Here is a 25,471-nt window from a genome sequence, read left to right on the forward strand (position 1 = left end):
CCATGGAAGTATCGGCGCTCCTCATCGCCGGCCTGATCATCGCCCTCTTCGCCGTCTTCACCGTCGTGCGGGCGGTGCGCATCGTGCCCCAGGCCCGCGCACGAAACGTCGAACGGCTCGGCCGCTACCACCGCACCCTGCAGCCCGGCCTCAACGTCGTCGTCCCCTACATCGATCGCGTCCATCCGCCGATCGACCTGCGGGAACAGGTGGTGTCCTTCAGGCCCCAGCCGGTCATCACCGAGGACAACCTGGTCGTCGAGATCGACACTGTCATCTACTTCCAGGTCACCGACCCACGGGCGGCTGCCTATGAGATCGCCAACTTCCTGCAGGCGGTCGAGCAGCTGACCGTCACCACTTTGCGCAATGTGGTCGGTTCGATGGACCTGGAGAAGACCCTCACCTCCCGTGACACCATCAACAGCCAGCTCCGTGGCGTGCTGGACGAGGCCACCGGCAAATGGGGGTTGAGGGTCAACCGGGTGGAGATCAAGGCCATCGACCCCCCGCAGTCCATCAAGGACGCCATGGAGAAGCAGATGCGGGCCGAGCGTGACAAGAGGGCCGCGATCCTCGGCGCCGAGGGACAGCGCCAGGCACAGATTCTCACCGCTGAGGGGGACAAGCAGTCCGCCGTCCTACGCGCGGAGGGCAACCGTACCGCCGAGATTCTCAAGGCCGAGGGCCAGTCGCGAGCCATCGACGAGGTGTTCCAGGCTGTGCACCGCAACGATCCTGACCCCAAACTGCTGGCCTACCAGTACCTCCAGACGCTGCCGCAGCTCGCGCAGGGCCAGGGCAGCACCTTCTGGATGATCCCCAGCGAGGTCACCTCCGCGCTCCAAGGCGTGTCCCGTGCCTTCGGCGAAGCTCTGCCCCGGTCGCCGGCCACCCGGGAGAAGACCGCGGACGACAAGGCCGCGGGCGACGCCGCGGACGACGCGGCACAGGCCGCGGAGGCCGCTGCCGAGGCCCTCGCCGACGCGGCGAAGGCGGACGGTGCCGCCTCCGACGCCCTCCGCCCACCCGGCTCTCGCTGACGGTCACTGTCGGCGACCCACTCGGTCGCCTGTCGCCTGCCCACTCTGGTCCGCTCGGTGATTCGAACGAAACGGCCGAGCCGGCCCCCGCTCCGGCCAGGGCCCGGCGTGCCTTGCCGTCGGGACGAATGGTGGACCAGAACAACGCGCGGGTAGGCCGGCGGGTCACCCAATCCTGGATCGTGGGTCAGCGTGGCACCCACAATCGGGGCCGCCCCTGGCGCTCCGGGATGCTGCAGTCTGCCAACGGCACCCGGGCCCGAACGACGTAGGCGGTGTTCTGTCGTAGCGGGCGGCTACGCCCCACCGCCGTGCCCGGCGCATCGCCCGCTTCGGAAGAGGTGGTTCGTCCCGGCGGTCAAGTAGGGTTGATGGCAAGGTGGTTGCCCGTTCCTTGCCATGATCAACTTATGGCGCACAGGGGGCTTGCCGCAAGGCCCGGGTCGTGGCGCAGAATCGCCACTGGCAGCCAGGATCTGCGGAAACGGGTGGGAAGTTCTGATGATCGACGTGATTGTTGCCGGCGGCGGACCGGTCGGGCTGATGCTGGCTGCTGAGCTGCGGCTGGCAGGAGTGCGGACGGTCGTGCTCGAGAAGCTGACCGAGCCGGCCGGGCAGTCCCGCGGGCGCGGGATTCAGGTGCGCAGCGTGGAGATGCTGGACCAGCGGGGCTTGTTGGACCGGTTCCTCGCGATGAGCGAGCAGTACCGGACCAGTGATTTCGGTGGTCTGATCAAGCTGCGGCCGCAGCTGTTGGACACTGCGCACCCGTTCGGCCTCGCGACTCCGCAGACCGTCACCGAACAGCTGCTGACCGAGCGCGCCACCGAGCTCGGTGCCGAGATCCGGCGCGGCTGCGAACTGGTCGGGCTGAGCCAGGACGAGGACGGGGTGAGCGTCGAGTTGGCCGACGGCACGCGGCTGCGCTCGCGCTACCTCGTCGGCTGCGACGGTGGCCGCAGCACGGTACGCAAGCTGCTCGGCGTCGGCTTCCCCGGCGAGCCCGCCAGGACCGAGACGCTGCTGGGTGACATGGAGATGACGGAGGATCCGGCGACGGTGGCCGCCGTCACCGCGGAGGCCCGCAAGGCCCACGTTCGGTTCGGTACCGTCCCGCTGGGGGACGGGGTGTACCGGGTCATCGTGCCCGCCGCCGGCGTGGTCGAGGACCGGGCGACCGAGCCGACCCTTGAGGAGGTCAAGGAGCAGCTGTGGGCCCACGCGGGCACCGACTTCGGCGCGCACTCACCGCGCTGGCTGTCCAGGGTGGGCGATGCCACCCGGCAGGCCGAGCGGTACCGGGTCGGCCGGGTACTACTGGCGGGCGACGCAGCACACATCCACCCGCCGACCGGCGGCCAGGGTCTCAGCCTCGGCGTCCAGGACGCCTTCAACCTCGGCTGGAAACTCGCCGCCGAGATCAACGGCTGGGCACCGGCCGGCCTGCTCGACACCTACCACAGCGAACGCCACCCGGTGGGGGCCGGCGTCGTGGCCAACACCCGCGCGCAGACCGCGCTGCTGGAGAACACCCCCGGCGCAGTGGCCCTGCGGGAGCTGTTCTCGAAGCTGCTGGACTTCGACGAGGTGAACCGGTACGTGACCGAGATGACCTCCGCGGTCGGCGTCCGCTACGACTTCGGCAGCGGCCACGAGCTGCTCGGTCGGCGGATGCGGGACGTCGCGCTGAAGCACGGACGCCTCTACGAGCAGATGCACGCCGGCCGCGGACTGCTCCTCGACCGGACCGGCCGACTGTCGGTGACAGGATGGGAAGACCGGATCGACCACATCGTCGACACGAGTGAGGAACTGGACGTACCCGCAGTACTCCTGCGCCCGGACGGCCACGTGGCCTGGGCGGGCGAACACCAGCAGGACCTGCTCACCTACCTTCCCAAGTGGTTCGGCACCGCCGTCGGATGAGCCCGCAGTTGCGGCCGGAAGAGACGGGACCGTCGCACCACCGCCCACAACGCCGATCACTGGCCGGCAGGAACGGCCGCAGCCGTTCCCACTCCGCATTCGTGAGATCACTCCGGCCCATGTCCACACCAACGACCCAAGCGTGAAGTCCCATGATCGGCCGGACAGCCGTAGAAGCGCCCAGCCGCTCAGATTGCCCAGGCACAGAAGTTGTGCCAGAGCCCCTAGGCTGACGCTCATGAGCGAAGATCACGAAGCAGAGCCGGTCTTCGTCCGCTCCAAGTGGGGGACGAATCGTTATGTCTACAACGCCGACAACCCCGTCGGGATGGCGCTCATCATCGCGTCCCTGCTCTTCGCAGCCGCCGGAATGTACGCGCTCCACGACAGTTCGTCCTGGAGCGAAGGGGAACTTGACGACGCGGTCCACGCGGCTGTGGACAGCCTCAACGCGGCACCCCAGCAGGTGGGCGGGTGGAGAGGCGACTACGAGCAGCTCATAGCCGACGCGATCGAAGCCAGCGGTGAGGGCCCCGAGAACGGCTTCGTGAGCGTTTCGTCGGAGAACTACGGCGCCGACGACGCAGGGGAGTCCGACTCGGACAGCTTCGAGGTCCGCACCGACGATGTCGACGCCGTGTACTGCCTGCGCGTCTCTCCGCCCGCACCCGAGACCTTCACTGCGATCACCGTGAGCCTCGAGGTGACCGTGGATGCCGACTCCTGCTGACGCGTCGCGGATGCTCGGTCAGCCGGGGGCGACGGCCTGCGGACCGCCGGTGCGCCTGGGCAACGGCGGCGGCGTCCAGGCGGGGTGCAGCTCCCCGACATCTCCTGATCCTTCCACACCGCATCGGGTCGAGGGCGAACGCTCACTTCGAGTTCGAGAGCCGCCTCGAGACGCCCGGCCGACACTCACAGTGCCTGCGGCACGGAAGTTGAGCCGCCGCGCGACGTTGCGGTCAATACCGTGACATGCTGGACGAACGCAGTCCACTGCCTGGTCGGCACGAGCAGCACCGGACCGCAGGTGACCTTGGAATCGCGCACACCCGTGCGACCGTCCGGGAACTGCGCCGTCTCCACGCAGAAGCTGTCCTCATTGAGGCTGTAGGAGCTCTTGTGCCACGGGGTGATCGGTCGCAACTCGGGTTCTCCTCGGCGCGTGTGGGCTTCCGGTCCCAGTCTGCCCACAACGGCGTCCGGTCCACACACCCGCATGCCCTTGCCGGCCGGACAGACCGCGCGTGGCTCGATGTCCGACACGGCGAGTGCGATCGACGCCGACTCCCGCTCCAGTCAGCCGACTTGAAGACGCCCGGGGCACCGGGGCCGGGCACGGCGCGACGGCCACCGCGTCATCGGTCTTGGCACGGGACGGCTCGATCGTCCTCAAGACGGTCGGTCTGTCCGGACACGTGGGCGCGATGTGTCGGCTCAGGCAGGCGCAACAGCAACGCCCGCCACCCCGACGTCCTCGCAGTACAACGACGCGAACGCCCCCGCATCCGCAGCGAGAAGGGCATCCGCGGGCAGCAGACCACTGCGAACAGCAGCCTGACCACCCGACCCGGCGCACCATTCGGTCCCGGCACCAGCCTCTCCTGTCATGAGCGATTCGGAGCATCTGGCCTGGCTGCAGGACTGGTACGCGCAACAGTGCGACGGCGACTGGGAGCACGAATGGGGTGTGAAGATCGCCACGCTCGACAACCCCGGCTGGACCGTCACAATCGATCTGGAGGAGACGGACCTGGAGGGACACGAGTACCCCCGCCAGGACGTCAATCGCAGCACTCAGGACTGGGTCTGGGCCTGGACCGCTGAGAAGACTTTCCACGCCGCGTGCGGCCCGGGGAACCTTACCGAGGCCCTGGGGATTTTCCGCACGTGGGCGACCACCATCGCTCCCTGATGCCGGAGAGCCGGACGCAGGGACCCGGTGAACCCGTGCGGTCGGAGCACTAGTCGCGTTCCGGACCCTGATCGGCAGCGCCGTCCGTGGGAGTCGTGGCTTTCGCGTGGAGGATCTCGCGGGCCTGGTCCGCGGCGCGGACGGTGCTCTCGGAGACGAAATCGAGGAAGCGGGCGATGTTCTCGAGGCGGGCGCCGGCCGGGGTGTGGGGGCCGAGGATGCCGGCGCCCTGCCGCGTGGTCCGGACTATCTGGTCCATGGCCCGGGCGCTGGCCAACATCGACTGATACATGATGTCGTCGTCCATGACATAGCGCTCGCGCCGGCGTTCGTCGCGCTCCCGACGGACCATGCCCTGATTCTCGAGGAACGCGATCGCTTTGGAGACGGACGCCGGGCTGACGTCGAGGCGCTGGGCGAGTTCGGACGCGGTGAGGCTGCCGGTGTCGGTGATGCTGAGGGCGGCCATGACCCGGGACATCATCTTCGGCAGGCCCGACTGCATCATGGCGGTGGTGAACGTCTCCTCGTACTCGCTCACCGCCTCGGCGTCGCGTCCGTGGGCCTGCGGAGGTGACTCCTTTCCCCGGGGCGCTGCCTGCCTGCGCCGGTGGGCGCGGCGTTCTGTGGCGCGGTGGGCGAGGTCGGCGCGGTAGGCGGTGGGGCCGCCGTTCCGCATCACCTCACGGGTGATCGTCGAGGTCGGACGGTCAAGACGTCTGGCGATCTCCGCGTAGGCGAGGCCGTCGGCCAGCCCTAGCGCGATCTGCTGACGTTCCTGCTGGGTGAGCCTGCCTCCCGGCATCGCGATCTCCTTCGTGCTCCTGGGGTCCCAGCATAGCGTTCATCGCCCATCCATTGCAACGACCGAATGGCTGACGTTGCGTTACCTTCAGCGCCGTTGCAACGATTGTATCGCTCTGACCTGCGCTAATAATGTAAGCGTGCAACGGCACTGTTGCCGTCATAGTGAATGCAACGTAGCTTTCTGGCATCGGAAACAACGAGCTCAAGGAGTGCACGATGCAGAAGTTCGACACCCCCGCCCCGGTCTCCGCAGTCCTCGACATCCCCGCGGGACGCATCCGGTTCATCGCCGCCGACCGGGCCGACACCACTGTCGAGGTCCTGCCGGCGAACGCCTCGAACGGCCGCGACGTGAAGGCGGCGGAGCAGATCAAGGTCGAGTTCGGCGACGGCGTCCTGCGTATCGAGGCCCCGGAGGCGAAGAACCGGATTCTCGGCAGCTCCGGTTCCGTCGAGGTGACCGTCCAACTGCCCGCCGACTCCCGGGTCGAGGCCAAGGCGGCCCGCGCCGACTTCCGGGGCGTCGGCCGGCTCGGCGACGTCACCTTCGAAGGCGCGCAGGCCTCGGTCAAGCTCGACGAGGCCACCAGCGCCCGCCTCAGCACCCTCGCCGGTGACATCTCGGTCGGCCGCCTGGGCGGCTCAGCGGAGATCAGCACCATGAAGGGCAACCTCCGGATCACCGAGGCCATGCACGGCACCGTCGTGCTGCGCACCGAGTCCGGCGACGTGTCCGTGGGCGCCGCCCCTGGAGTCTCCGCCTCCCTGGACGCGGGCACCACCTACGGCCGGATCCACAACGCGCTCAGGAGCACCGAACGTGCAGCCGGCCTGAACATCCACGCCACCACCGCCTACGGCGACATCACCGCCCGCAGCCTCTGACCCGCAGTCTTTGAAGGAGCACGCATCATGACCAGCTCGGCCATCGCGGCGAACGGGTTGCGCAAGTCCTACGGCGACAAGGTCGTACTCGACGGCGTCGACCTGAACGTCCCCGAAGGAACGGTCTTCTCCCTGCTCGGCCCGAACGGTGCCGGCAAGACCACCGCCGTCAAGATCCTTTCAACTCTGATCACCGCGGACGCCGGCGAGATCCGTGTCGGCGGCCACGACCTCGCCGCCGATCCCCAGGCCATCCGCGCCAAGATCGGCGTCACCGGTCAGTTCTCGGCCGTCGACGGCCTGATCACCGGCGAGGAGAACATGCTCCTCATGGCGGACCTGCACCACCTGCCCAAGCGCGAGGGCCGGCGGGTCGCGGCCGAACTGCTGGAACGCTTCGACCTGGTCGACGCCGCGAAGAAGCCCGCCTCCACCTACTCGGGCGGCATGAAGCGCCGCCTCGACATCGCCATGACCCTCGTCGGCAACCCGCGGATCATCTTCCTCGACGAGCCCACCACCGGCCTCGACCCCCGCAGTCGCCACAACATGTGGCAGATCATCCGCGAGCTCGTCACGGGCGGCGTCACCGTGTTCCTCACCACCCAGTACCTGGAGGAGGCGGACCAACTCGCCGACCGCATCGCGGTACTGAACGACGGCAGGATCGCCGCCGAGGGCACTGCCGAGGAGCTCAAGCGGCTGATTCCAGGTGGCCACGTCCGCATCCGCTTCTCCGACCCGTCCGCGTACCGGAGCGCCGCCTCCGCCCTGCGCGAGGTCACCCGGGACGAGGAGGCCCTGGCGCTGCAGATCCCCAGCGACGGCACCCAACGCGAACTGCGCTCCATCCTCGACCGGCTGCACTCCGCCGGCATCGAGGCCGACGAGCTGACCGTGCACACCCCCGACCTCGACGACGTGTTCTTCGCCCTCACCGGCTCCAACGTGCCCACCCAGCCGAACCAGCCCAAGGAGGCTGTCAGATGAGTACCCTCTCCCTCGCCGCACGCGACACGAACACGATGCTGCGCCGCAATCTCCTCCACGCCCGACGCTATCCGTCCCTGACGCTGAACCTCCTGCTCACGCCGGTCATGCTGCTGCTGCTCTTCGTCTACATCTTCGGCGACACCATGAGCGCGGGCATCGGCGGCGGTGCCGACCGCTCCGCATACATCGCCTACCTCGTGCCGGGCATCCTGATGATGACCATCGGCGGCACGACGATCGGCACCGCGGTGTCCGTCTCCACCGACATGAATGAGGGCATCATCGCCCGCTTCCGCACGATGGCGATCCACCGCGGATCGGTCCTCATCGGACACGTCATCGGCAGCGTGCTGCAGTGCGTGATGAGCGTCGTCCTCGTCGGCGCCGTCGCCGTCGCCATCGGCTTCCGCTCCACCGACTCAACCGCCCTGGAGTGGCTCGCCGCGTTCGGACTGCTCACCCTGTTCGCCCTCGCGCTCACCTGGATCGCCGTCGGCATGGGCCTGATCAGCCCCAACGCCGAGGCCGCCAGCAACAACGCCATGCCGCTCATCTTCCTGCCGCTCATCTCCAGCACGTTCGTCCCGGTCGACGCGATGCCCGGCTGGTTCCAGCCGATCGCCGAGTACCAGCCCTTCACCCCGGCCATCGAAACCCTCCGCGGCCTGCTCCTCGGCACAGAGATCGGCCACAACGGATGGCTCGCCCTCGCCTGGTGCCTCGCCCTGACCGTGCTCGGCTACTTCTGGTCGACAGCATCGTTCAACCGCGACCCGAAGTAACCGCCATGACAGCGCGGGCAGTTGCCCGCGACTCGTCCCGCCCCAGGGCGGCGTACACCGACACCGCGTCGGCCTACGCCGCCCTGTTCGCGTCATCGGCCCCAACGGGCGCGGGTCGCAGACGTCGTCGGCCGGGACGCCCGTATTTCGCGAAGCCGCACGGCCGAGGCGAGCAACCGGATGCCGGCTCCCGATGCCCCGACCGTAGGTGTCGGCAGCTTCATGTGGCTGTCTCTGCGCCGGAGCCTGGTGCCGAGGCACGTCGCCTCATGCGGTCGGGAGGGTCGCGGTGGCCGGATCCTGCGCGAAGTTGGCCCTGTCGATGCCGGCAGGTCAAGATCCCTGTGCGGAGAATCGACCTCGTCCGTGCCCGCTTGGGCAGTGGATTCCCGAACAGTCAGGAAAGCCATGGCCCTGGAGATGCGCGACCGCTGCGAACGATGTGAAAGCACGGTGCTGCCGCCGGACTCGTCCGCCGCCCGCATCTGCTCGTACGAGTGCACATTTTGCGTCTCCTGCAGCCGTGCCATGCAGGACGTCTGCCCCAACTGCGGTGGCGAGCTCATGGCACGCCCCCGCCGCACGCCAACCCCTGCCGCACCATAGGCGATCACGTGCGTCAGGCGTCACCGCATCGGAGAGCGAGGCCTACCTGTCCCGCACCCACGGCCCCAGCTTCTGCGGGTTGCGGACCGCCCAGATCCGGGTGACGCGCCCGTCGGAGACGTCGAACGAGGCTACGGTCATGACGACGCCGGCGCGCCGGGCCACCAGGCCCGGCACACCGTTGACCGAGCGCTCCAGAAGTTCGAGGCCCGGAGCCTTGTCGGCGATGGCGATCATGTACTGGGCGATGCGCACGCCGCCCTCGACCGGGCGCAGGACGGTGCCGACCATGCCGCCCCCGTCCGCGGTCATCACGGCGGCCGGGTCGAGGAGGCCGACGAGGGCAGCGATGTCCTTGGTCTCCCACGCCTCTTTGACGTGCTTCACCACGTCGGCACGGCCGGTCGCCGTCACCGGGGCGCGGGCGCCGCTCACCCGCCGCCGGGCGGAGGCCGCCAGTTGCTTGCATGCGCCAGGGGTCCGGCCGAGAACGTCGGCGATCTCGGCGAACGGGTACCGGAACACGTCATGCAGGACGAACGCCACCCGCTCGGCGGGCGTCATCGACTCCAGGACGACGAGGAAGGCCATGGTCACCGACTCGTCCAGGACGATCTGGTCGGCAGGGTCCGCGGTGCCGGAGCCGCCGGCGTGGTCCCACTCGGTGCGGTCGGGCAGCGGCTCGGGCAACCACGCGCCGACATAGCGTTCACGACGGGCACGCGCCGAGCCGAGCAGGTCGAGGCAGATGCGGCCGGTCACCGTCGTCAGCCAGGCGCCGGGGGAGAGGATCTCCTCCTGCCGGCTTCGTGGCAGCCGGTACCAGCGTGCGTACGCATCCTGTACGGCGTCCTCGGCCTCGGTCACCGAACCGAGCAACCGGTAGGCGACATTGATCAGTTGGCGTCGCTCGTCGGCTGTCCCATCGGTGCCGGTCCCGACAGTCCCCATGCTTCCGGCCGCCCCCTCGCCTTACCTTTCGCGGGCCCGCGTCGTCGGGCTGGTGAGACCTTATCGATCTACTGCCCGAGGGCGGAAAAGGGGACTGTGGCATGGCCACTCAGGTGACGGCGACGGCAAAGGCACAGCGCGGCTCCTCCTTCCTGCGGATCACGATCGCCCTGCAAACCGTGACCATCTTCCTTCAGGCGGTCTCCGCCGGACTGCTGCTGACCTCGTCCTACGGAGAGACGCTGCACAGTGTCGGAGCCCGGGTGATGTACGGGTCGTCGATGCTGTACCTGCTCGCCGCGGTGCTGGCGTGGAAGCCGGGAGGCGGCTCGCCCCGGCCCGTTCGGCACGCGTCGGGCTTCCTCGTACTCGCCTCGGTCCAGGTCGTGCTCGGCATCGCACACGTCCCGTCGGTCCATCTCCCGCTCGGTGTCCTGATGTTCGGTCTGAGTGTGCTGGCGCTGGCCCGCCGCTGAGGTCCGATACGGCCGCGAGCGCCCCACCGGGGCCGGCATACGGGTCCGCGTCCGGGTCCGGGGGGCGACGACGGGGCCGGGCTTCGTGTTCCCGACGCCGGTCAAGCGACCCGGCAGGCGGTCAACGCGTTGACGAGGCGGGCGAACTCGGTACGTTGCCGGTCGGTCAGTGCGGCGTAGAGCGGCGCCTGCATCTCGTCGGTGAGTTGCTCCGCACGCTGCAACAGGGGGACCTGTGTCGCGGCAACGGCACGCGGCTCGTGCCAGCCGTAGTGCGCGGCCTGCTCGACACCGAGATTGATCACCATGGCCGCTTGGGCGCTCAGCCCACACAGGCGCACCGCTGCCAGATGGCAGGCCCCCCGGTGTTCCCGTAGTACGTGTACGCGCTGCATGGCCGCGCCGACCGGGTCGTCGCCGGGGCAGGGTTGCGCGCGCCAGCCGGCGAACAGAGGCAGCGCGTCGGCATCGGCGGCGTCGATCAGTTGCTGTGCAAGGTGGTTGAAGTGCTCCACGTCGACGTCGCCGGGGATGTGGGCACGCCCCCACGTCCGGACGGCCTGCCCGTAGCAGGCGGCGGCTTCCTCCGCCGGCATCACGGGACGTCCAGCCAGCCAGCCCGCCGTGGCGAGGTGAGGGCCGAGGAAGCCCTGCACCGCTTGGACCACCGAGGCCGGTGCCTCGCCGAGCACACCGAACCGTCCGCGGCAGTAGAAGCCGCGTCCTGGGGCGAACCCGGCACTCAGACCGATGGCGGCGGTCGCCTCGTCGGACATGAACTCATCACCGAAGTCGTGGAGGGGCCGGGCAACCACAGAGATGCAGTCGAAGATTTCCATGCGCTGAAGGTCGCTCACCCCGACTCCGCAGGTCAAGGGGATCATTTCTGACGGAATGCTTTAGGTAATCTATCGAGTCATGCTGGATATCCGCCGTCTGCACATGCTCAAGACCGTCGCCACCCGCGGTTCCATCGCCGCGGCCGCCCAGTCCCTGGCGCTGTCCGCCGGTGCCGTGTCCCAGCAACTGTCCGCGCTGCGGCACGACGTGGGAGTCGATCTGCTGCGCCCTGACGGGCGAACCGTGGCGCTGACGGAGGCGGGCCAGGTGCTCCTCGAACACGCCGGCCGGATTCTCGCCGCCGTAGAGGAAGCCGAGTGCGCCATCGCGGCGGTCAAGGGCACGGTGGGCGTCACCGCCACGCTCGCCGCACTGCCGTCCACGGTCGCCAGGATCGTGGCCCCCGCGCTCACCGAACTGGGCTCGCGCCACCCGCAGCTCACCGTGACCTGCCTCGTCACCGACCAGGCGCAACTGCGGGAACTCACGCTCGGCACCGTCGATGTCGTGCTGGGGCAGCGGTACCACCACCTGACCGACGTGACACCCCGGGGCATCGAGGTCTCACCGCTGCTCGACGATCCGCTGCTCGTCGTCACCGCGGCCGGCCAGGGCGACGAGCGACCCGTCGCCCTGAGGGAACTGGCCACGCACCCCCTCGCCGTGCCGCCGCCGACCACGGACTGCGGCCAGGCCGTCCTGCAGGCCTGCCGGCAAGCCGGCTTCACACCCACGCCCCGCTACGTCACCGCGGACATCGCCGCCCAGCTCACCCTCGCCCGGGCCGGCCTCGCCACCGCGCTCGTCCCCGGACGGCCATCGACCCGACCACACCCGGCATCCGCACGGCGCCCATCCGGGACCACCCGATCCTTCGCCTCCTGTTCGCCGCGACCCGTCACACCGGGACCGCGAACCCGACGACCACGGCCGTCACCGCTGCGCTGCGCACAGCCGCGCAGCAGGACCGCACCAAGCACCTCCCGCCGGCCTGATGATTGCGCAGTGCCCCGCTGCCTGCGGGCCGGCTCCAGGGCTCGTCCGGGCAGCGCGGGCCGTGTTGGAGAAGGGGCGTCAGTGCCTTGCCCGTGCGGTGATGATCTCGGTGTGGGGTGAGGGAACTCTTCGAGGACCACGGGGCAGGGCTGGTGCCGTTGTTGCCGCTCGCGGCATCAACGGCACGCGCATGAGGACGCTCACCCCGGGCGGAGGGCTGTATGCGACGAGCTCCGGTTCCGGCCGGTGCTACGCGACTTCCTCGAAACTGTAGGCGTAACCCTTGCTGCCGATCTTGACCTGCACCGTCTTGTAGCCGGGCTCGCCGTTGTCGGCGTGCTCGCCCCAGTACTGGCACTTGTAGCCGGTGTCGGCTCCGAAGTCGAAAGCCTTCGCGGCGGGGAGTTCGTCGCAGGCGAGCTTGCTCGCGTCGCTCCGCCCGGACTCGGAACCGTAGTTCTCGTTGATCATCTGGTAGACGAGCTTGCCGACCAGCAGGCCCTTCTTGGGCTCCTTGGTGTACGAGATGATGCTGCTGCCCGCTGTGTAGCTGTCGCTGATCTTGACCTCGTAGGGGATCTCGGCCCCCGCGTACGTCACCACACACTGGCTGACCGCGCCGGCCTTCTGGGTCACGCCGGCCGGGCACTTGGCGCTGGTCTCACCGGCGACCTTGGCGATGCTGAGCGCGTCCTCCCGCAGCGCGTGCTCCACCTTCTGCAGGAAGGGCGCGCCGACCGCGGGAATCGGGGTGACCCGGAGCGCGTCACCGCCGCGCATGTGAACGTCCGGCTGCGGACCGGTGATGGTCACCGGCAGAGCCTTCGACGCATCGTCCGCGCCACCGCCCTGGGCGGTTTCGGCGGAGCTGCAGCCCGAGCTGAGCAGGGCCACAGCGGCCACGCCGGTCACAATCATGGGGAATCGCATGGACGAGAGCGTAGACGCCGCCACCAGCGGGTCTTCCGCCGGGGCACGGGCGGTCCCGCGCCCGCCGGCCTTGCCCCCTGCCGGTAGGCCCCGCCGGACGGACGACTTGCCGAGTCGGGCGCCCGCTGCGAGCCGGCCCGGGGGAGGAACGCCGAGCGGCCGCAGCGCGTTCGCCGACGGCCGGGCCGAGCGGCACGCGCCGCGCAACTCGCAGCCCGGGGTGCAGCATGCGGAACACCGCTCTCCCGCCGCCTCCTCCTCTGCGACCGTCCGAACCATCGTGCGGCACGCCTACCGGACACCGCCCGGCCCTGGCCCGACCGAGAGAGCGTCGTCGGCGGAGCCGACCGGTTCACTCCCGTCGCAGGGCGACGCCGGTTCGGGATCGAAGGTCGTCACGCATTCGGCCCGACCCCGAAACCGCGACAATCCGGGCCGATCGGCGCTCCCGGGCGTAGGGTCGGCGCGTGGAGGGATCGAAGCGACTCAGCGCCGACGACGCCCGGATCCTCGAGCTCGAGTCGGCGGCGATCGCCGGGCATACGCTGAAGATGATCATGCTCGGGCCGGTCGACGCCCCGCTCGACCTCGATCGACTGCGGGAAAGCGTCGACGCGAGGCTCCAGGAAGGATCACGCGGCCGTGAACGGGTGGCGCTCCCCGCCGCCCACTGGGTCACCGACGACGATTTCGACATCGCCGCCCACGTCCGCCGCCGCGACGGCACGGCCGGCATCGACGAGCGGGGCGCCTGGGCGGTGGCGGGTGAGCTGATGGCCGAGCGCCTCGACCACCGCCGCCCGCTGTGGGCGCTCGACGTCCTCGGTCCGCTCGCCGACGGCCGCGAGGCGATCGTCGCGCGCATCCACCATGCGATGGCCGACGGGATCAGCTGCCTGCGCTTCCTCGACGACGTCATGTGGGAGCCGTCAGGTGATGCACCGTCACCTTCAGTCGCCAGGACCGCCGTTCCCGCGGCGGGCGGATCCCACGGCCACGAACTGCGCCGGCTTCCGGCGACGCTCCTGCGCGAGCTCGGACACCGCGCGAAGGACTCGGCGCTCGATCGCAGGATCGGCGCGGCACGCGAACTCGCCTTCACCACCGCGCCGCTGGTCGACCTGAAGGCGATCGGTGCTTCACGACCCGGCCGGGCCACGGTCAACGACGTCCTGCTCGCCTCGGTCTCCGGCGGCTTGCGCGCCTGGCTGGCGGGCGCCGGCGAGCGCGTCGGCAGACTGCGGGCCCAAGTGCCGGTCAGCCTCCACCACCGCGACGAGGGTCCGGCCGAACTCGGCAACCGCGACTCGTTCCTGAACGTGGATCTGCCGCTCGCCGAGGCCGATCCGCTGGCCCGCCTCGATCGGATCAGCGCCGGGACCGCCGCCCGCAAGGTCGCCGGCGACGCCCAGGAGCTCTACGACCTCTTCCACGCGCTCGCCCGCTGCCCACCGCTCGAGCGTGCCGTCGAACGCATCGCCTCCGGCCCGCACGGGTTCAGCCTCGCGATCTCCGACGTGCCGGGCCCGCGCTCGCCGCTCGCGGTGACCGGCCGGCCGGTCGAGAGGCTGTACTCGGTCGCCGAACCGGCCCAACGCCACGCGCTCCGTGTCTCGGCGATCTCCTACGCGGGGACGGTCGGCGTGGGGATCTGCACCGATCCCGAAGCGCTGCCCGGGATCGCCGGGCTGGCCGATGCGATCAGCGGCTCGATCGCCGAGCTGCGGCGGGCCGCGATCGGATGACGCCCGCGCGGTGGGCGGGGTCAGGGGCGGCGGCTCGCAAGGACGCAGAACTCGTTCCCCTCCGGGTCGGCAAGGGTGACCCAGCTCTCGTCACCCGTTTGGCCGACGTCGGCGTGCCGGGCCCCCAGGTCGAGCAGGCGACGGACCTCTTCCTCCTGCTCCCTGTCGCTCGGGTTGACGTCGATGTGGAGCCTGTTCTTGACGGTCTTGCCCTCGGGCACGCGGGCGAATGTCAACACCGGTGGTATTGGGCCACGTTGCTTCGAGGCTCCGGGTGCCGCAGGGGAGCCGATGGTGACAACTCCGTCACCTTCGTCCTGGACCTCGTAGTCAAGGACCGAGCACCAGAAGCGGGCGAGACCGTCGGGATCGGCACAGTCGATCGCGACCTCGGTGAACTTACTGCTCATGTCAGGACCTCCCGGTCGAGTAGCGGGTCCGGCGAAGGCCACGCTAATCCCCGCGAGGACATCTGTGTTGCCGACGGGTGCGTAGGTGTTGCCGATCGGGTGCGTAGCGAGCGGCGGTACTGAGCAGAGGCCGGCCGAGGGCGCCCGGATGATCCCTTGGTGACCGGTCCCTTCGGCGACCTTGAGCTGAGCTGGTGCGCAAAGTGATCAGCGGTGGGGGAACCTGTCGCGGTGCGAGTGCCGCTCGTGATGGTCACCGTGCCCTTCATGGCCGTGGTGGCCCTCACGTGTGCGCTGCCCGGAAGGGATGTCGACGGTGTCGCAGTAGACGACCGGCCCCGGGGACGTGGGCGGTACGGGGCCGTCGGCCCGAATGCCCTCGGTCTCGACGACCAGCAGACGCAGCGGCCCTCCGCGCGCGGACGGAACCGGGACCTGACCCGTGTAGAAGGGCCGGTCGGCGGACTCGGCGTCGATCGAGGTGAGTTCGGTGACGGTGTCTTCGAGGTCGATCCAGCCGAGGTCCTCGTCGGCGATGGCGCCGTTGCGGCGCTGCAGCGTGGCGGTGATCCGGGGCGGCAGCGAGCCGGTGGGGTCCCAGGAGGGGCCGGTGACACTGACGTCCAGCGACTCGCCGGTCCTGACCAGCAGTTCCCGGTCCGGCAGGGTCCGCACGAGGTCGGCGAGGACGACCGGCGAGATCTCCGCTCCCGGGACGGCGTCCGGCTGGTAGCGGACCAGGGCGAGCCGGACGAAGGGCAGGCAGGCGTCCTTGGTGTCCAGGTCCAGATCACAGAACCACCGGCCGCCCTCCACGCTCTCGTCGAACTGCGGGGCGAAGCCCATGACCGTCACGGTCAGCGGTCCCGCGGGCGTGGCCAGGGGAGGGGCCCGGACTGGCGCACCGCGTTGGTGAAGACGTCGGGGGTCGGGGCGACGACGGGCGCGGAACGGTGGACGGGGTCGCGGCCCATCAGGGTGACCAAGGCGTCCCGTGCGGATGACGGGTCGCCCCCAGGAGGTTCGCCGAGAACCACGCCGAGCAGCTCGCCGTCGCCGGAGGAGAACCAGGGACGTCCCAGGTACACCCGAATCCCGCCGCCGCGTCGGCGGTGGACGACGGCGTCGTGGGCGTCACGGTCCTCCTCGAGAGCGAGGGTGGGTACGCAGTACAGCAGCCGCGGTGCCGTGGGCGGCGCGCTGCTCGGCACCGAGCGCTCGGTCGCCTCGCCCTGTACGGTCAACGCGTTGTGGCCGGGCGCGGCGAACTGCGGGGGGAAGTAGTCGCCGAACCTGCTGCCGACCAGCGGGCGGTAGCGCACCGTCCGGTGCTTGGTGTCCCCGAACTCGTGCTTCTCCGGTACGGGCGGGACCTTTCCCCCGCTCGCCTTCGATCTCTCCTCCGCCGCCTGGGTGCTGAAGGTCAGGAGGCCGTTCCGGAGCACGGCGGGATCGGCGCCGGGGACTCCGTCCCGCGTCACCCCCGCCGTCAGGAGGCCGAACACCGGGACGGCCGTCGTGCGGGTGTCGCGGCCGGTGGGACCGGCGTCCGTCACCTCGGTCCACCCCGCGACCACGTCGATCCGGTCCGTACTGGCCTCGTCCAACTCGACGGTGCCTGCGAGATGCTCGGCGGTCGCCCCTGAGGCGCGTACGGTCGCCAGGTCCGTCAGTTGCAGCACCGGTGCCCGCAACGGCTGTTGAACCGCGTGAACGAGCGTCAGTTCCTGCCACGGGGTGAACATCCAGTGCCGGCCGGCCGCGGCGACCTCCATCGCGTGCTCGGCTCTTTGCGCCTCCGCTGCCTGCCTCGCCGACGCCTCCTCCTCCGTCTCCGGTGCCAGTTGCGGCGCGGGCTGCGGGATCTCGCGGCACCAGGAGGCCATACCCATGATGTCCTCGTCGAAGTCGATCAGGGAGCACATCCTGACGGTTGCCACGACTCCCTTCGGGAGTGACACCGTCAGCACCCGCGACGCCTCGTCGAAGCGGGGCGGAGAGCTCCCTTCTGCCAGCCGCAGCATCAACGACCCGGGCCGGTGCCAGACGTCGCCGCCCCAGCGGATCGAGAAGGGCTCCCCAGGAGGCGCTCCCGGCAGGTCAAGGAAGACCGCTCCGGTCGCCAGAGGGTCGGGAAGGTAAGGCAGTTCGACACGCTCGCCCGTGTGCAGTGCGGTCCTCGCCGGGTTCTCGGGGTCCGCCGACGGTGACCGGACGGCTTCCAGTCGCACGTTCGGCTGGGACGGGTCGTCGAGCGAGCCGCTTTCCCGCGCAGCCAGTTCGTAGACCGCCTCATGGACCCCCTGGTCGGTGGATCCGACGGCGGCGTCCAGCAGTCCGTGCCACTCGACGCACTGCAACGATGCCTTCGGCGCCACCACATGGCGTTCGTCCACCCCGTGATACGGGACGTGGCCTTCCGCCGTGACCAGCGTCGACCGGTTGAACTCCGCGGCGTACTCCTCCGCGGTCGTGCCCGTGTCCCGGTCCGCCGGAGGCGGGGGAACGCCGCCGTCTCCGGGACCGGCACCGCAGTCGACGGTGAAGCCGCCCTTGCGGCCGAGCTCCGTGAGGGACCGGCAGCCGGGGTTGCCGTCGGCGGCCCCGCCGGTGAAGCCCTGGGCGCGCTGCTCGGCGGCGTACGCGGCCTTGGTGTGGTCGCCGAAGACGCCGTCCGCGCCGCCGACAAGGCTGTGTCCTACGGCGATCAGGGCCTTCTGCACGGTGCGCACCTGGTCATTGGTGAGGCCGAAGCGGACCTGGGCCAGCGAGACGCCCGCCTCGGTGCCCGGGCCGTCGGCGGGGCCGACGGGGGCGGCCCGGATCCCGGGCTGCTCCGGATCACCATCCGGAATGCGGAGGCGCCTTCCCCCGGAGGCACCCTGAGCGCCACGGCGGGCGCCGGTACGGCCTCGTAGCGGTGGAAGACCAACAGCCCTTCGCCGGGGAGCGCCAGGTCCTCGCCGTCCATCAGCGTGTCGGCGTCGCTCACGCCCGGGCCGTTGCCCGCGAGATCGACGGTGCGCAGCCGTACCCGGTACCGGTGGCCGAAGCGCAGCCTCGGCAGCGAGCCGGGCCGCACCTTGGCCGTGATCTCCAGTGGCAGAGCGGTTACCGCCTTGTTGCTGACCTCCACCGGCCTGTTGGGAGGTATGTGATCTTCGACCGAACCTTCGTCGATGTCCAGGACCAGACCGGGCCGGGGAGCCGACAGCGACCACCCCTCCCAGGTGACGATCTGCTCGGGCACGTACAGGCGCGGGTCAGCGGCGTCGGTCGGCGGGGAGGCGAGATTGGCCTGGAAGAAGCCCTCGTCGGATACCGAGTGCAGGAGCGTTCCGCCGTCCGGCCGCCGGTACTCCACCTCGCGCTCGTGCAGCGAGAACCACCGCTGCCGGTCCTCGTCCCAGATGTCCATCCGGTGGCCGCGGACGAGGTCCTGGGCGACCAGCTCCGGTGCGGCCACGGGCGGCGTTCCGTCCGCAGGGGCGGCGCCCGGCGCCCCGGGGTCCGCGGCGTGCTCCTGAGCGATCACCCCGGTGAACCCCTGGTCGTGCTCGGCGGCCTTCACGAACTCCTCTTCAAGGCTTCCCAGGCGATCGTCCCGCACCAGCGAAAGGCCTTGCGTGCGCACGGGGGACAGCCCCGTGCCGGCCGAGGAGAGCTGCAGCATCTTGAGCGCGGCGCCGTCGATGTCGGCCTGCTCGACGGAGAACTTCGACTCGGGCAGCGCCACCACGCCGCGGGACGGGGACGCCAGCGGATCGGCGGCCGTGAGGGAGCGCGCCCCGGCGACGAAAGCACGGCGGTCGGGAAGGAAGACGTACCGGGTGCGCGGCGACACGTCGTACGAGTCCTTCCCGAGGGCGGGCTTCCAGTGCGGTGTGACGCTCAGGAACCGCTCGCCCGAGGAGGCGGGGAGCCGGTCGGCGGGCAGGACGAAGTCCAGGACCAGGCCGAGGCGCCGGAGCAGCGAGGGGTGGTCGCCCAGTGAGGTGAGCATCTGGTGGAAGTCGACGTCGGGCAACTGCGGAGGCGGCGGGGAGGCGTCCGCACCGGCGATCCCGGTCGCCGTTCTGACCTTGTGGAACTCCTTCAGCGCGTCCATCGCCGCGTCCATGGAACCGCTCTGCGGGGCGGTGCCGCCGGTTGCCGCCGCGACACTCTCGACGCCCTCGACACCCGTCGTTGCCGCGGCACGCAGCGGGCGCATCGTCTCCTCCGCTGCGGGCAGCGCCTCCGGCGAGGCCTTGGCCGCCTCGGCGTAGACGGTCCGGGTGGCTCGTCCGACTGCCCGGGCGGAGTAGGTGCGGAAGTCCCGTCGGCGCGCGTCCTCGAAGACGTAGGGCTCCAGCGGGGTGTTCGCCCCGAAGAGAGCCGTCCACGCATCGGTGTCGGGGGCGGGCCTTGGGGGACCAGCGGCTCGGTGACGGAAACGGGGGGCGCGGAGGTACCGTCCCCGGCAGCGAACTCGAACCTGGCGGCCTTGACCCTTTCCGGCCAGGTGACGAGATCGGGGAAGTGATCCAGGGTGGTGCGGTTCCCGGTGGTCACGCCCTCCGCGGCCGCCGTCACCAGCCGGGGGGCGACGAACACCGACACCCGGACCTGGCTGCCGTCGCCGGAGAACCCGGCGGGGAGAACGGTCCAGTTGATGTGCTGTTCGAACGGCATCTCGTCTCCCACGGGTGTCACGGGGCGAACGCCAGGCAGTAGTCGTGCCAGTGGCCCGGCTTGACGCAGTCGGTGAAGGTGGGGTCGCCCGGCGCGCCGGAGAAGCTCCGCTCCAGGCTGAGCTGGACCGACTTGCTGAAGAAGGCGATCCGTACGCTGACCGTCAGGGTGCCCCTGCCGCGGACCACGGACTGGCCGCCCACCTTCTCCCACGAGAGTTCCAGGTAGAACTCGACGGACACCGTGACGATTCCCAGCACGGACAGGAAGCCGTTGCACCGCAGATATCCGCCGAGGAAGACGTTGTCCCCCTCGAGGGCGAAGCGGATGCCCGCCATGATCGACACGCCGCCGCTCGCGACGCCGAGGTTCAGTGCCGCGTTGCCGCCGAATTCGAGAGCTCCCTCGATCTGCTTCACGCCTTCGGCGTCCACCAGCATGGAGAAGTAGCCGCCGCCGCCGAACAGGGAGACGGTGACGTTGAAGGGGTGCTGGCGCTCGGACACGGAGAAGCGGAACGAGACCGGCCGGGCGTCGAAGGGAATCGCCAGCTCGGCCGAGAGCGAGATGTTGGACAGGGTGAAGACACCGAGACCGATGGCCGGGAGCGCCAGTTCGTAGCCGGCACGGATGCCGGCCGGCTGGACGTCCACGTAGGCGCCGCTGCCGAAGGCGTCGGCCGGAAGGGCGCTGCGCAGGGTGTTGATGAACTCCAGCTCGTTGCTGAACTTCAGTTCCAGGCCGCTCGCCGACACGTCGGGCTTCTTGCCCGGGCCGGTGCTGAACTTCAGGTCGGCGATCTCCACTCGGGCGATGCCGGCGAAGTCCAACGCGAAGTTGCTCAGTCTGCCGTCCACCGTGGCCTTGTCGACGGCGTCCTTCGAGCGGAGGGTCCGCGCGTCCAAGGTCAGCGCGGCATGCGACACGTCGAGGATGTCCTGGCCGTCCTGCGGTTGCTTCAGCGAGGGCTTCCACACGTACCGCAGTTCCTTGCCCTGTCCGTCGGCCAGGTCGCGGACACGCAGCACGGGCGCCGGCAGCAGGCCGTCGGGCGCGCGCAGGATGGCCTCGATCTGATCGTCGCCCAACTGCCGCAGGGTGCCGAGGCTCTCCTTGGCGATGCCGCCCAAGATCCGGCCGAGATCGATGAAGCCGAGCAGTTTGGCGCCCGCGAACGCCGCCTGGATCGTCTCGACGGGCAGAGCGTCGACGACCTCACCGGTGGCCTGGTCCGCCTTGAAGACGTCCGGCACGACACCCGCCTGACTGGTGATCACCTTGACCGCGGCGTTGGGACTCGCCACACCTCCCGCCTTCTCGGCCCCGAAGGTGAGACCGACCGCGTCGACCAGATCCAGGTACCCGCCCGCCGGGTGCTTCTCCATCGTCTGACGGAGATACGTGTCGTTGAAGTGGACCGGCAGGTCACCTGCGTTCGGGGTGAACTGCTCGATGGCGGGGACGCGTACCTTCGCGGCGGACACATATGGCATGCCGACCGCGAAGCGGTGGCCGGCCGGATCCGGGACACCGAGACCGAACGTAAGGGTGCCCACCGCGTGGCTGGTGCTGCCGGGCGCGTCGGCGGGCGGCTGCGCCATCGCCATGACCTGGCCGCCCAGTGGCCGGTTCAGCCGACCGTCCAACCGCGGACCGGGTGCGTACAGCAGGGCCAACTTCTGCTCAGGCGCCTCCGTGCCGTCGGGCACGAACACCAGAGGCACGGTGAAGCTGACCTTCCGCCCCTCGCAGTCCGTGCCGATCAAGGTGAACTCGTGGTCGTTGCCGGAGCTCTGCAGGCACACCCAGAAAGCGGGGTTGCCGGGAGGGGGCTCCTGGATCAGTGGCGTGACGCGGTCGGTGATACGCAGCGTACGGAAAGGCATTTCGCGTCCGCCGTGCTTGTAACCGGTGCCGCCTCCGTACCGGACCTCCGGCTGCTTGACGACGATGCGGTGCTCCTGCTGCAGGTAGGCGACGATTCCGTCGCCCGGACGGGCGACGAACACCCGTTTGCACTCCGTCACGTGCTGGGCCTCGTGGCCTGTGCTCAGGCGCCCGCGCGTGACCACCCGGATGTACTGGTCACGCCCAAGTCCCGTGATGTGGTCGTACGTCACCAGGTCCGGGAAGCGCCGCCCGGCCTGCTGGAACCGGGCCTTCTCGGACGCCGGTGGCGCCTCCCAGGCACCCCGCAGGTGTGCGGACGCCCCCATGGGCGTGACGATGAACTGCTCGGCATGCAGCGGCGCGCTGGGCACCACGAGAGGCGGGCCGCCGCCGGGTCCGGTCAGCTCGGCCCGACTTGTGAGGGTGACGAGGTCCTCCAGAGTCTCGGCACGCGGGAGGCCGATCGGGGGAGGCCCGCCCAGGTCCCCGGGCGTGGCGAAGGCCCGCAGCATCACATCGCCGTCCCGCTCACTGTTCAGCCGCGCGTGCCACAACGCCGCTCTGCCTTCCACCAGTTGTGGCTCCAGGTCCCCACCCAGTCCACGGGCTCGTCGTAGGTGATCAGCAGCCGCGTGGGGAACTCGATGACCGAACGAGGGATGCCCTGGAAGACCGTCGAACCCGGCGTGTCCGGAGCCTGCAGGCCGGCGGGCACCGTCATGGGCACCAGCCGCGCCCAGTCGAGCAACGAGGCCAGGGACAGTTCCAGACCGTCGATGTCGGCGGGCACGGAGAAGGCGAGGTGGGTCGAACCCGCGGTGAAGGCCTTCATCGGGGCGAGTGCGGTGGTGACGGTGCTCAGCGGCGGAGGGATCTCCTCCAGCACGTGCTGCGGCGGCAGTCCGAAGAGGACGAGCGTCGGCTCACCCGGAACCCTCCGTACGAGGCGATGACCGTCGAACTTCAGGTTCACCAGCTTGATGTCGACGACGAGCATGTCCGCCGGGCGCACCACCCGGAACGGTCCTTCCGTGAGAGCCTCGTCGTCCGGCGCCGGCTCCGGAGGCCGGTCGGGCCGGTCGGGGCCGCCCCCGAGGGCCGGTCGGTGCGGTGCTCGGAGCGACGGTCGTGACCCTGGCGATCGCCCCGGCCGTCACGCGCTCCGTCCCGCGAGCCGAAGCGCCGCCCTCCGCCGGATCCTCTGTCACGCCCCCCACCATGGCCTTCGCCGGGGTGGTTCCGCACCTCCTGCCAGAGCTTTCGGCCGACAGGACGGGCGGTGTTGATAGACATGAGGAACGCCTCATCGGATCGCGAAGGTGTGCAAGCGGTGACTCACCTCACTTCCATGCTCACTCCGATGGCGGATCCCCGCCACTGATCGACGGTGAATTCCCCGCGTCTGTTGACCCTTTGAGCATCTCTGACGGAACCCGGGCCATAGAGGGCCTTCGGCCGGGCTCGGCCCGGAAGGCCAGGCCCCCCGTTGGGGAATCGTGCGCTCCGCATCCACCGGTCCGAGAGCCGCGCGAAGCAACGTCGCCCGACCGGTTCCAGGCTCCTCCGCGCCCCGGACTTCGTAGCCCCGCCGACGTCTGCTTCTCCCCGGTGCATGTGCTCGGCGGCCCTGCTCCGGCGCGACGGTTCCTGCCGGAGCTGATCGACCTGATCCAGCAGCGGAAGATCGACTCCGTCCGACCGCGCCGTCACGGCCCGGCCTCGGCGGCCACAGCGCCCGTCCAGGTCACGCCCCGCGTTCAATGGTTGCCCGACTCCATGGCGATGGCCTCGGTCGCCTCCCCGGCGGCCATCCAGGCACCCGCGGACGCCCCGAGAAGGATCCCGCGACGCGTCCCGCGCACGCCACCGGACACCTGGAGGGTGGTCGGCCCGGGGCGCGACGCACCTGGACTTGATAGGCAAGTGCCTACTTGCCTATGCTGGGGATGTGGCCGACGACATCTTCAAAGCCTTGGCCGACCCCACCCGCCGCACCATCCTCGACGAGCTCGCGGAGAAGTCCGGACAGACACTGTTCGAGATCTGCTCCCGGCTGAGCATGAAGCACCAGCTCGGCATCTCGCGTCAGGCGGTCTCCCAGCACCTCGCCGTGCTGGAGGCCGCGGGGCTCGTCGGGACGAGGCGGGAGGGCCGCTACAAGTTCCACGACCTGGACACGGCCCCGCTGCGGCAGATCGCCGAGCGATGGCTCGTGTCGGACACGTCCGGACCGGAAGAGAGCACTCCATGAAGATCCATCTGACCAGCGTCTTCGTCGACGACCAGGCCAAGGCCGAGCACTTCTACACGGAGATCCTCGGCTTCGTGAAGAAGCACGACGTCCCGGTGGGCGGGGAGGACCGGTGGCTGACCGTCGTCTCGCCCGACGAGCCCGACGGCACCGAACTCCTCCTCGAGCCGGCCGGCCACCCGGCCGTCAAGACCTACCGCGACACGCTCGTCGAGGACGGCATCCCGCTCGCCCAGTTCGCCGTCGACGACGTGAGTGCCGAGTACCAGCGCCTGCGCGGTCTCGGCGTCCGCTTCACCCAGGAGCCCGTGGAGATGGGTCCCGTCACCACGGCCGTTTTCGACGACACCTGCGGCAACCTGATCCAGATCGCGACCAAGCCGCAGTAGACGGTCGCCCGTGGCGCGGCTCGGCCGCTGCGGCGACCGGGGCTGCGGCGACCGGTGGCGCTCACCCTCGCCGCTCGCCGCTCACTGTGGTCGCCATTCTGCTGTCGGCAGACCGAATGGACGGCAGATCGTGGCCTGTCAGAGTGGCCGTATGGGGAAGAACACGGCGGTGCGCCGCCTCGACCTGGGGTACTTCATCCGACCGGCTTCGGAAACAGACGGCTCCCGACCACGAGTTGAGCCCGTGCTCGCCTATCTGGTGCAACACGACCAAGGGTTGATTCTCTTCGACACCGGGATCGGCAGCGCCGACTCCGGGACAGAAGCGCACTACCGGCCCCGACGGCGTCCACTGCAGGAGGCGCTGTCGGCGGCCGGAGCCACCCTCGACGAGATCTCTCTGGTCGTGAACTGCCACCTGCACTTCGACCACTGCGGCGGAAACCCTCTCCTGGGCGGCAAGCCGATCCTGGTGCAGGACGTCGAGCTGGCCACCGCCCGGCGCGGCGACTACACCGTTGACGAGCTTGTCGACTTCCCCGGCGCGACCTACGAGGAAATCGCGGGGGAGGCCGAGATCAGGCCGGGTGTCCGGATCGTCCCGACACCCGGGCACACCCTGGGACATCAGTCGCTGGTCGTGCGGCAAGGCGACGGCACGGTGATCCTCGCCGGGCAGGCGCACGACTTCGCATCCCGGTTCGCGTCGGACCAACTCGCCCGCCAGGCCGCACTGGACGGTGTGGAGCAGCCGCTGCCCGACCACGCGCCCTGGTTGGACCGGCTCGCCGAATTCGACCCACGGCGTGTGCTCTTCGCCCACGACTGCTCGGTCTGGCAACCCGCCCACGGCAACTTCTGAATCGACCCGGCGATGCCGACCCGCCGGTGCCCCGTTGTGCCGGGGCATCCGCGCCCATGTCCCGCCGGGGCCGGGGGACGGGCCGGGCGTCGGCGCGGTG

Annotated in this window: 25 protein-coding genes and 1 pseudogene; 15 read left to right on the top strand and 11 right to left on the bottom strand. The window is 70.0% G+C overall.

What is annotated here, in order from left to right; all coding sequences use genetic code 11:
• Positions 1-2 precede the first annotated feature (2 nt).
• The 3 genes from GLX30_RS33025 (at position 3) to GLX30_RS33035 (ending at position 3,699) form a co-directional block, all read left to right on the top strand.
• A complete protein-coding gene (locus GLX30_RS33025; RefSeq protein ID WP_159694574.1) occupies positions 3-1,043 on the top strand; it encodes an SPFH domain-containing protein in 1,041 nt (346 codons plus the stop codon).
• Positions 1,044-1,544: 501 nt separating this feature from the next.
• A complete protein-coding gene (gene rox, locus GLX30_RS33030) occupies positions 1,545-2,969 on the top strand; it encodes a rifampin monooxygenase (RefSeq protein WP_159694575.1) in 1,425 nt (474 codons plus the stop codon).
• Positions 2,970-3,207: 238 nt separating this feature from the next.
• Positions 3,208-3,699 carry a hypothetical protein gene (locus tag GLX30_RS33035; protein WP_159694576.1) on the top strand — a complete coding sequence of 164 codons (492 nt, stop codon included), beginning with the start codon at positions 3,208-3,210 and terminating at the stop codon, positions 3,697-3,699.
• A gap of 185 nt (positions 3,700-3,884) precedes the next feature.
• Here the strand turns inward: GLX30_RS33035 and GLX30_RS33040 are convergent, their stop codons facing one another.
• Positions 3,885-4,115 carry a DUF397 domain-containing protein gene (locus tag GLX30_RS33040; protein WP_244258372.1) on the bottom strand — a complete coding sequence of 77 codons (231 nt, stop codon included), beginning with the start codon at positions 4,113-4,115 and terminating at the stop codon, positions 3,885-3,887.
• Positions 4,116-4,415: 300 nt separating this feature from the next.
• On the opposite strand from GLX30_RS33040, the pseudogene GLX30_RS35680 reads away from it, so the two are divergent.
• Positions 4,416-4,499, top strand: a pseudogene (locus tag GLX30_RS35680) (IS630 family transposase); the annotation flags it as partial.
• 79 nt (positions 4,500-4,578) lie between these two features.
• The gene (locus GLX30_RS33050; RefSeq protein WP_159694577.1) at positions 4,579-4,884 is read left to right on the top strand and encodes an immunity 53 family protein; all 306 of its coding nucleotides are present in this window, start codon (positions 4,579-4,581) and stop codon (positions 4,882-4,884) included.
• Between the two features lie 49 nt (positions 4,885-4,933).
• Here the strand turns inward: GLX30_RS33050 and GLX30_RS33055 are convergent, their stop codons facing one another.
• Complete coding sequence (locus GLX30_RS33055; RefSeq protein ID WP_159694578.1) at positions 4,934-5,689, bottom strand: helix-turn-helix domain-containing protein; 756 nt, start codon at positions 5,687-5,689, stop codon at positions 4,934-4,936.
• Positions 5,690-5,907: 218 nt separating this feature from the next.
• On the opposite strand from GLX30_RS33055, the gene GLX30_RS33060 reads away from it, so the two are divergent.
• From GLX30_RS33060 to GLX30_RS33075, 4 genes are all read left to right on the top strand, one after another.
• The gene (locus GLX30_RS33060) at positions 5,908-6,576 is read left to right on the top strand and encodes a DUF4097 family beta strand repeat-containing protein (protein ID WP_159694579.1); all 669 of its coding nucleotides are present in this window, start codon (positions 5,908-5,910) and stop codon (positions 6,574-6,576) included.
• Positions 6,577-6,603: 27 nt separating this feature from the next.
• Positions 6,604-7,566, top strand: a complete 963-nt coding sequence (locus GLX30_RS33065) for an ATP-binding cassette domain-containing protein (protein WP_159694580.1) — start codon at positions 6,604-6,606, stop codon at positions 7,564-7,566.
• A complete protein-coding gene (locus GLX30_RS33070; RefSeq protein ID WP_159694581.1) occupies positions 7,563-8,351 on the top strand; it encodes an ABC transporter permease in 789 nt (262 codons plus the stop codon). Before GLX30_RS33065 ends, GLX30_RS33070 begins: the two co-directional genes overlap by 4 nt.
• Before the next feature lie 408 nt (positions 8,352-8,759).
• Positions 8,760-8,957 (top strand): DUF1272 domain-containing protein, encoded by a 198-nt coding sequence (locus GLX30_RS33075; RefSeq protein ID WP_159694582.1) that lies wholly within the window; start codon positions 8,760-8,762, stop codon positions 8,955-8,957.
• Between the two features lie 42 nt (positions 8,958-8,999).
• On the opposite strand, the gene sigJ is transcribed toward GLX30_RS33075, so the two are convergent.
• Positions 9,000-9,908, bottom strand: coding sequence for an RNA polymerase sigma factor SigJ (sigJ, locus tag GLX30_RS33080; protein ID WP_159694583.1), 909 nt, complete (start codon positions 9,906-9,908; stop codon positions 9,000-9,002).
• A gap of 101 nt (positions 9,909-10,009) precedes the next feature.
• On the opposite strand from sigJ, the gene GLX30_RS33085 reads away from it, so the two are divergent.
• Positions 10,010-10,384 (top strand): hypothetical protein, encoded by a 375-nt coding sequence (locus GLX30_RS33085; protein WP_159694584.1) that lies wholly within the window; start codon positions 10,010-10,012, stop codon positions 10,382-10,384.
• Positions 10,385-10,485: 101 nt separating this feature from the next.
• Here the strand turns inward: GLX30_RS33085 and GLX30_RS33090 are convergent, their stop codons facing one another.
• Entirely contained in the window at positions 10,486-11,241 is a 756-nt protein-coding gene (locus tag GLX30_RS33090; RefSeq protein WP_159694585.1) for a hypothetical protein, read from the bottom strand.
• A 61-nt stretch (positions 11,242-11,302) separates the two neighbouring features.
• Here GLX30_RS33090 and GLX30_RS33095 point away from each other — a divergent pair, with 61 nt between their 5' ends.
• A complete protein-coding gene (locus GLX30_RS33095) occupies positions 11,303-12,340 on the top strand; it encodes a LysR family transcriptional regulator (protein ID WP_159694586.1) in 1,038 nt (345 codons plus the stop codon).
• Between the two features lie 129 nt (positions 12,341-12,469).
• Here GLX30_RS33095 and GLX30_RS33100 read toward each other — a convergent pair whose 3' ends face one another.
• Positions 12,470-13,150 carry a hypothetical protein gene (locus tag GLX30_RS33100; RefSeq protein WP_159694587.1) on the bottom strand — a complete coding sequence of 227 codons (681 nt, stop codon included), beginning with the start codon at positions 13,148-13,150 and terminating at the stop codon, positions 12,470-12,472.
• A gap of 467 nt (positions 13,151-13,617) precedes the next feature.
• On the opposite strand from GLX30_RS33100, the gene GLX30_RS33105 reads away from it, so the two are divergent.
• Positions 13,618-14,895: a wax ester/triacylglycerol synthase domain-containing protein gene (locus GLX30_RS33105; RefSeq protein ID WP_159694588.1), complete on the top strand. Its 1,278-nt coding sequence runs from the start codon at positions 13,618-13,620 to the stop codon at positions 14,893-14,895.
• 20 nt (positions 14,896-14,915) lie between these two features.
• On the opposite strand, the gene GLX30_RS33110 is transcribed toward GLX30_RS33105, so the two are convergent.
• The 6 genes from GLX30_RS33110 to GLX30_RS33135 all read right to left on the bottom strand — a co-directional run bounded on the left by GLX30_RS33110 (position 14,916) and on the right by GLX30_RS33135 (position 22,884).
• Positions 14,916-15,305, bottom strand: a complete 390-nt coding sequence (locus GLX30_RS33110) for a VOC family protein (protein ID WP_159694589.1) — start codon at positions 15,303-15,305, stop codon at positions 14,916-14,918.
• A 207-nt stretch (positions 15,306-15,512) separates the two neighbouring features.
• On the bottom strand, positions 15,513-16,151 hold the full coding sequence (locus GLX30_RS33115) for a hypothetical protein (RefSeq protein ID WP_159694590.1): 639 nt from the start codon (positions 16,149-16,151) through the stop codon (positions 15,513-15,515).
• An 11-nt stretch (positions 16,152-16,162) separates the two neighbouring features.
• Positions 16,163-18,037: a hypothetical protein gene (locus GLX30_RS33120; protein WP_159694591.1), complete on the bottom strand. Its 1,875-nt coding sequence runs from the start codon at positions 18,035-18,037 to the stop codon at positions 16,163-16,165.
• Positions 18,013-19,518, bottom strand: coding sequence for a hypothetical protein (locus GLX30_RS33125; protein ID WP_159694592.1), 1,506 nt, complete (start codon positions 19,516-19,518; stop codon positions 18,013-18,015). The genes GLX30_RS33120 and GLX30_RS33125 overlap by 25 nt, the downstream gene beginning before the upstream one ends.
• Before the next feature lie 478 nt (positions 19,519-19,996).
• Entirely contained in the window at positions 19,997-22,441 is a 2,445-nt protein-coding gene (locus tag GLX30_RS33130; protein ID WP_159694593.1) for a hypothetical protein, read from the bottom strand.
• Positions 22,405-22,884, bottom strand: coding sequence for a hypothetical protein (locus GLX30_RS33135; protein ID WP_159694594.1), 480 nt, complete (start codon positions 22,882-22,884; stop codon positions 22,405-22,407). The genes GLX30_RS33130 and GLX30_RS33135 overlap by 37 nt, the downstream gene beginning before the upstream one ends.
• Positions 22,885-23,817: 933 nt before the next feature.
• Here GLX30_RS33135 and GLX30_RS33140 point away from each other — a divergent pair.
• The 3 genes from GLX30_RS33140 (at position 23,818) to GLX30_RS33150 (ending at position 25,371) form a co-directional block, all read left to right on the top strand.
• Positions 23,818-24,120, top strand: coding sequence for a metalloregulator ArsR/SmtB family transcription factor (locus GLX30_RS33140; protein ID WP_159694595.1), 303 nt, complete (start codon positions 23,818-23,820; stop codon positions 24,118-24,120).
• Entirely contained in the window at positions 24,117-24,509 is a 393-nt protein-coding gene (locus tag GLX30_RS33145; protein ID WP_159694596.1) for a VOC family protein, read from the top strand. Before GLX30_RS33140 ends, GLX30_RS33145 begins: the two co-directional genes overlap by 4 nt.
• A gap of 151 nt (positions 24,510-24,660) precedes the next feature.
• Complete coding sequence (locus GLX30_RS33150; protein ID WP_159694597.1) at positions 24,661-25,371, top strand: N-acyl homoserine lactonase family protein; 711 nt, start codon at positions 24,661-24,663, stop codon at positions 25,369-25,371.
• Positions 25,372-25,471: the final 100 nt, after the last annotated feature.

Source organism: Streptomyces sp. Tu 2975 (assembly GCF_009832925.1).
In the GTDB taxonomy this organism is placed as follows: domain Bacteria; phylum Actinomycetota; class Actinomycetes; order Streptomycetales; family Streptomycetaceae; genus Streptomyces.

What these genes read in the sequence shown, in the direction of transcription:
- GLX30_RS33035 (WP_159694576.1), top strand. Translation starts at nt 3,208, where the DNA reads ATGAGCGAAGATCACGAAGCAGAGCCGGTCTTCGTCCGCTCCAAGTGG.
- GLX30_RS33025 (WP_159694574.1), top strand. Translation starts at nt 3, where the DNA reads ATGGAAGTATCGGCGCTCCTCATCGCCGGCCTGATCATCGCCCTCTTC.
- GLX30_RS33075 (WP_159694582.1), top strand. Translation starts at nt 8,760, where the DNA reads ATGGCCCTGGAGATGCGCGACCGCTGCGAACGATGTGAAAGCACGGTG.
- GLX30_RS33150 (WP_159694597.1), top strand. Translation starts at nt 24,661, where the DNA reads ATGGGGAAGAACACGGCGGTGCGCCGCCTCGACCTGGGGTACTTCATC.
- GLX30_RS33115 (WP_159694590.1), bottom strand. Translation starts at nt 16,151, where the DNA reads ATGGGCTTCGCCCCGCAGTTCGACGAGAGCGTGGAGGGCGGCCGGTGG.
- GLX30_RS33100 (WP_159694587.1), bottom strand. Translation starts at nt 13,150, where the DNA reads ATGCGATTCCCCATGATTGTGACCGGCGTGGCCGCTGTGGCCCTGCTC.
- sigJ (WP_159694583.1), bottom strand. Translation starts at nt 9,908, where the DNA reads ATGGGGACTGTCGGGACCGGCACCGATGGGACAGCCGACGAGCGACGC.
- GLX30_RS33125 (WP_159694592.1), bottom strand. Translation starts at nt 19,518, where the DNA reads ATGCGCCCGCTGCGTGCCGCGGCAACGACGGGTGTCGAGGGCGTCGAG.
- rox (WP_159694575.1), top strand. Translation starts at nt 1,545, where the DNA reads ATGATCGACGTGATTGTTGCCGGCGGCGGACCGGTCGGGCTGATGCTG.
- GLX30_RS33085 (WP_159694584.1), top strand. Translation starts at nt 10,010, where the DNA reads ATGGCCACTCAGGTGACGGCGACGGCAAAGGCACAGCGCGGCTCCTCC.
- GLX30_RS33050 (WP_159694577.1), top strand. Translation starts at nt 4,579, where the DNA reads ATGAGCGATTCGGAGCATCTGGCCTGGCTGCAGGACTGGTACGCGCAA.
- GLX30_RS33095 (WP_159694586.1), top strand. Translation starts at nt 11,303, where the DNA reads ATGCTGGATATCCGCCGTCTGCACATGCTCAAGACCGTCGCCACCCGC.
- GLX30_RS33070 (WP_159694581.1), top strand. Translation starts at nt 7,563, where the DNA reads ATGAGTACCCTCTCCCTCGCCGCACGCGACACGAACACGATGCTGCGC.
- GLX30_RS33055 (WP_159694578.1), bottom strand. Translation starts at nt 5,689, where the DNA reads ATGCCGGGAGGCAGGCTCACCCAGCAGGAACGTCAGCAGATCGCGCTA.
- GLX30_RS33110 (WP_159694589.1), bottom strand. Translation starts at nt 15,305, where the DNA reads ATGAGCAGTAAGTTCACCGAGGTCGCGATCGACTGTGCCGATCCCGAC.
- GLX30_RS33060 (WP_159694579.1), top strand. Translation starts at nt 5,908, where the DNA reads ATGCAGAAGTTCGACACCCCCGCCCCGGTCTCCGCAGTCCTCGACATC.
- GLX30_RS33145 (WP_159694596.1), top strand. Translation starts at nt 24,117, where the DNA reads ATGAAGATCCATCTGACCAGCGTCTTCGTCGACGACCAGGCCAAGGCC.
- GLX30_RS33065 (WP_159694580.1), top strand. Translation starts at nt 6,604, where the DNA reads ATGACCAGCTCGGCCATCGCGGCGAACGGGTTGCGCAAGTCCTACGGC.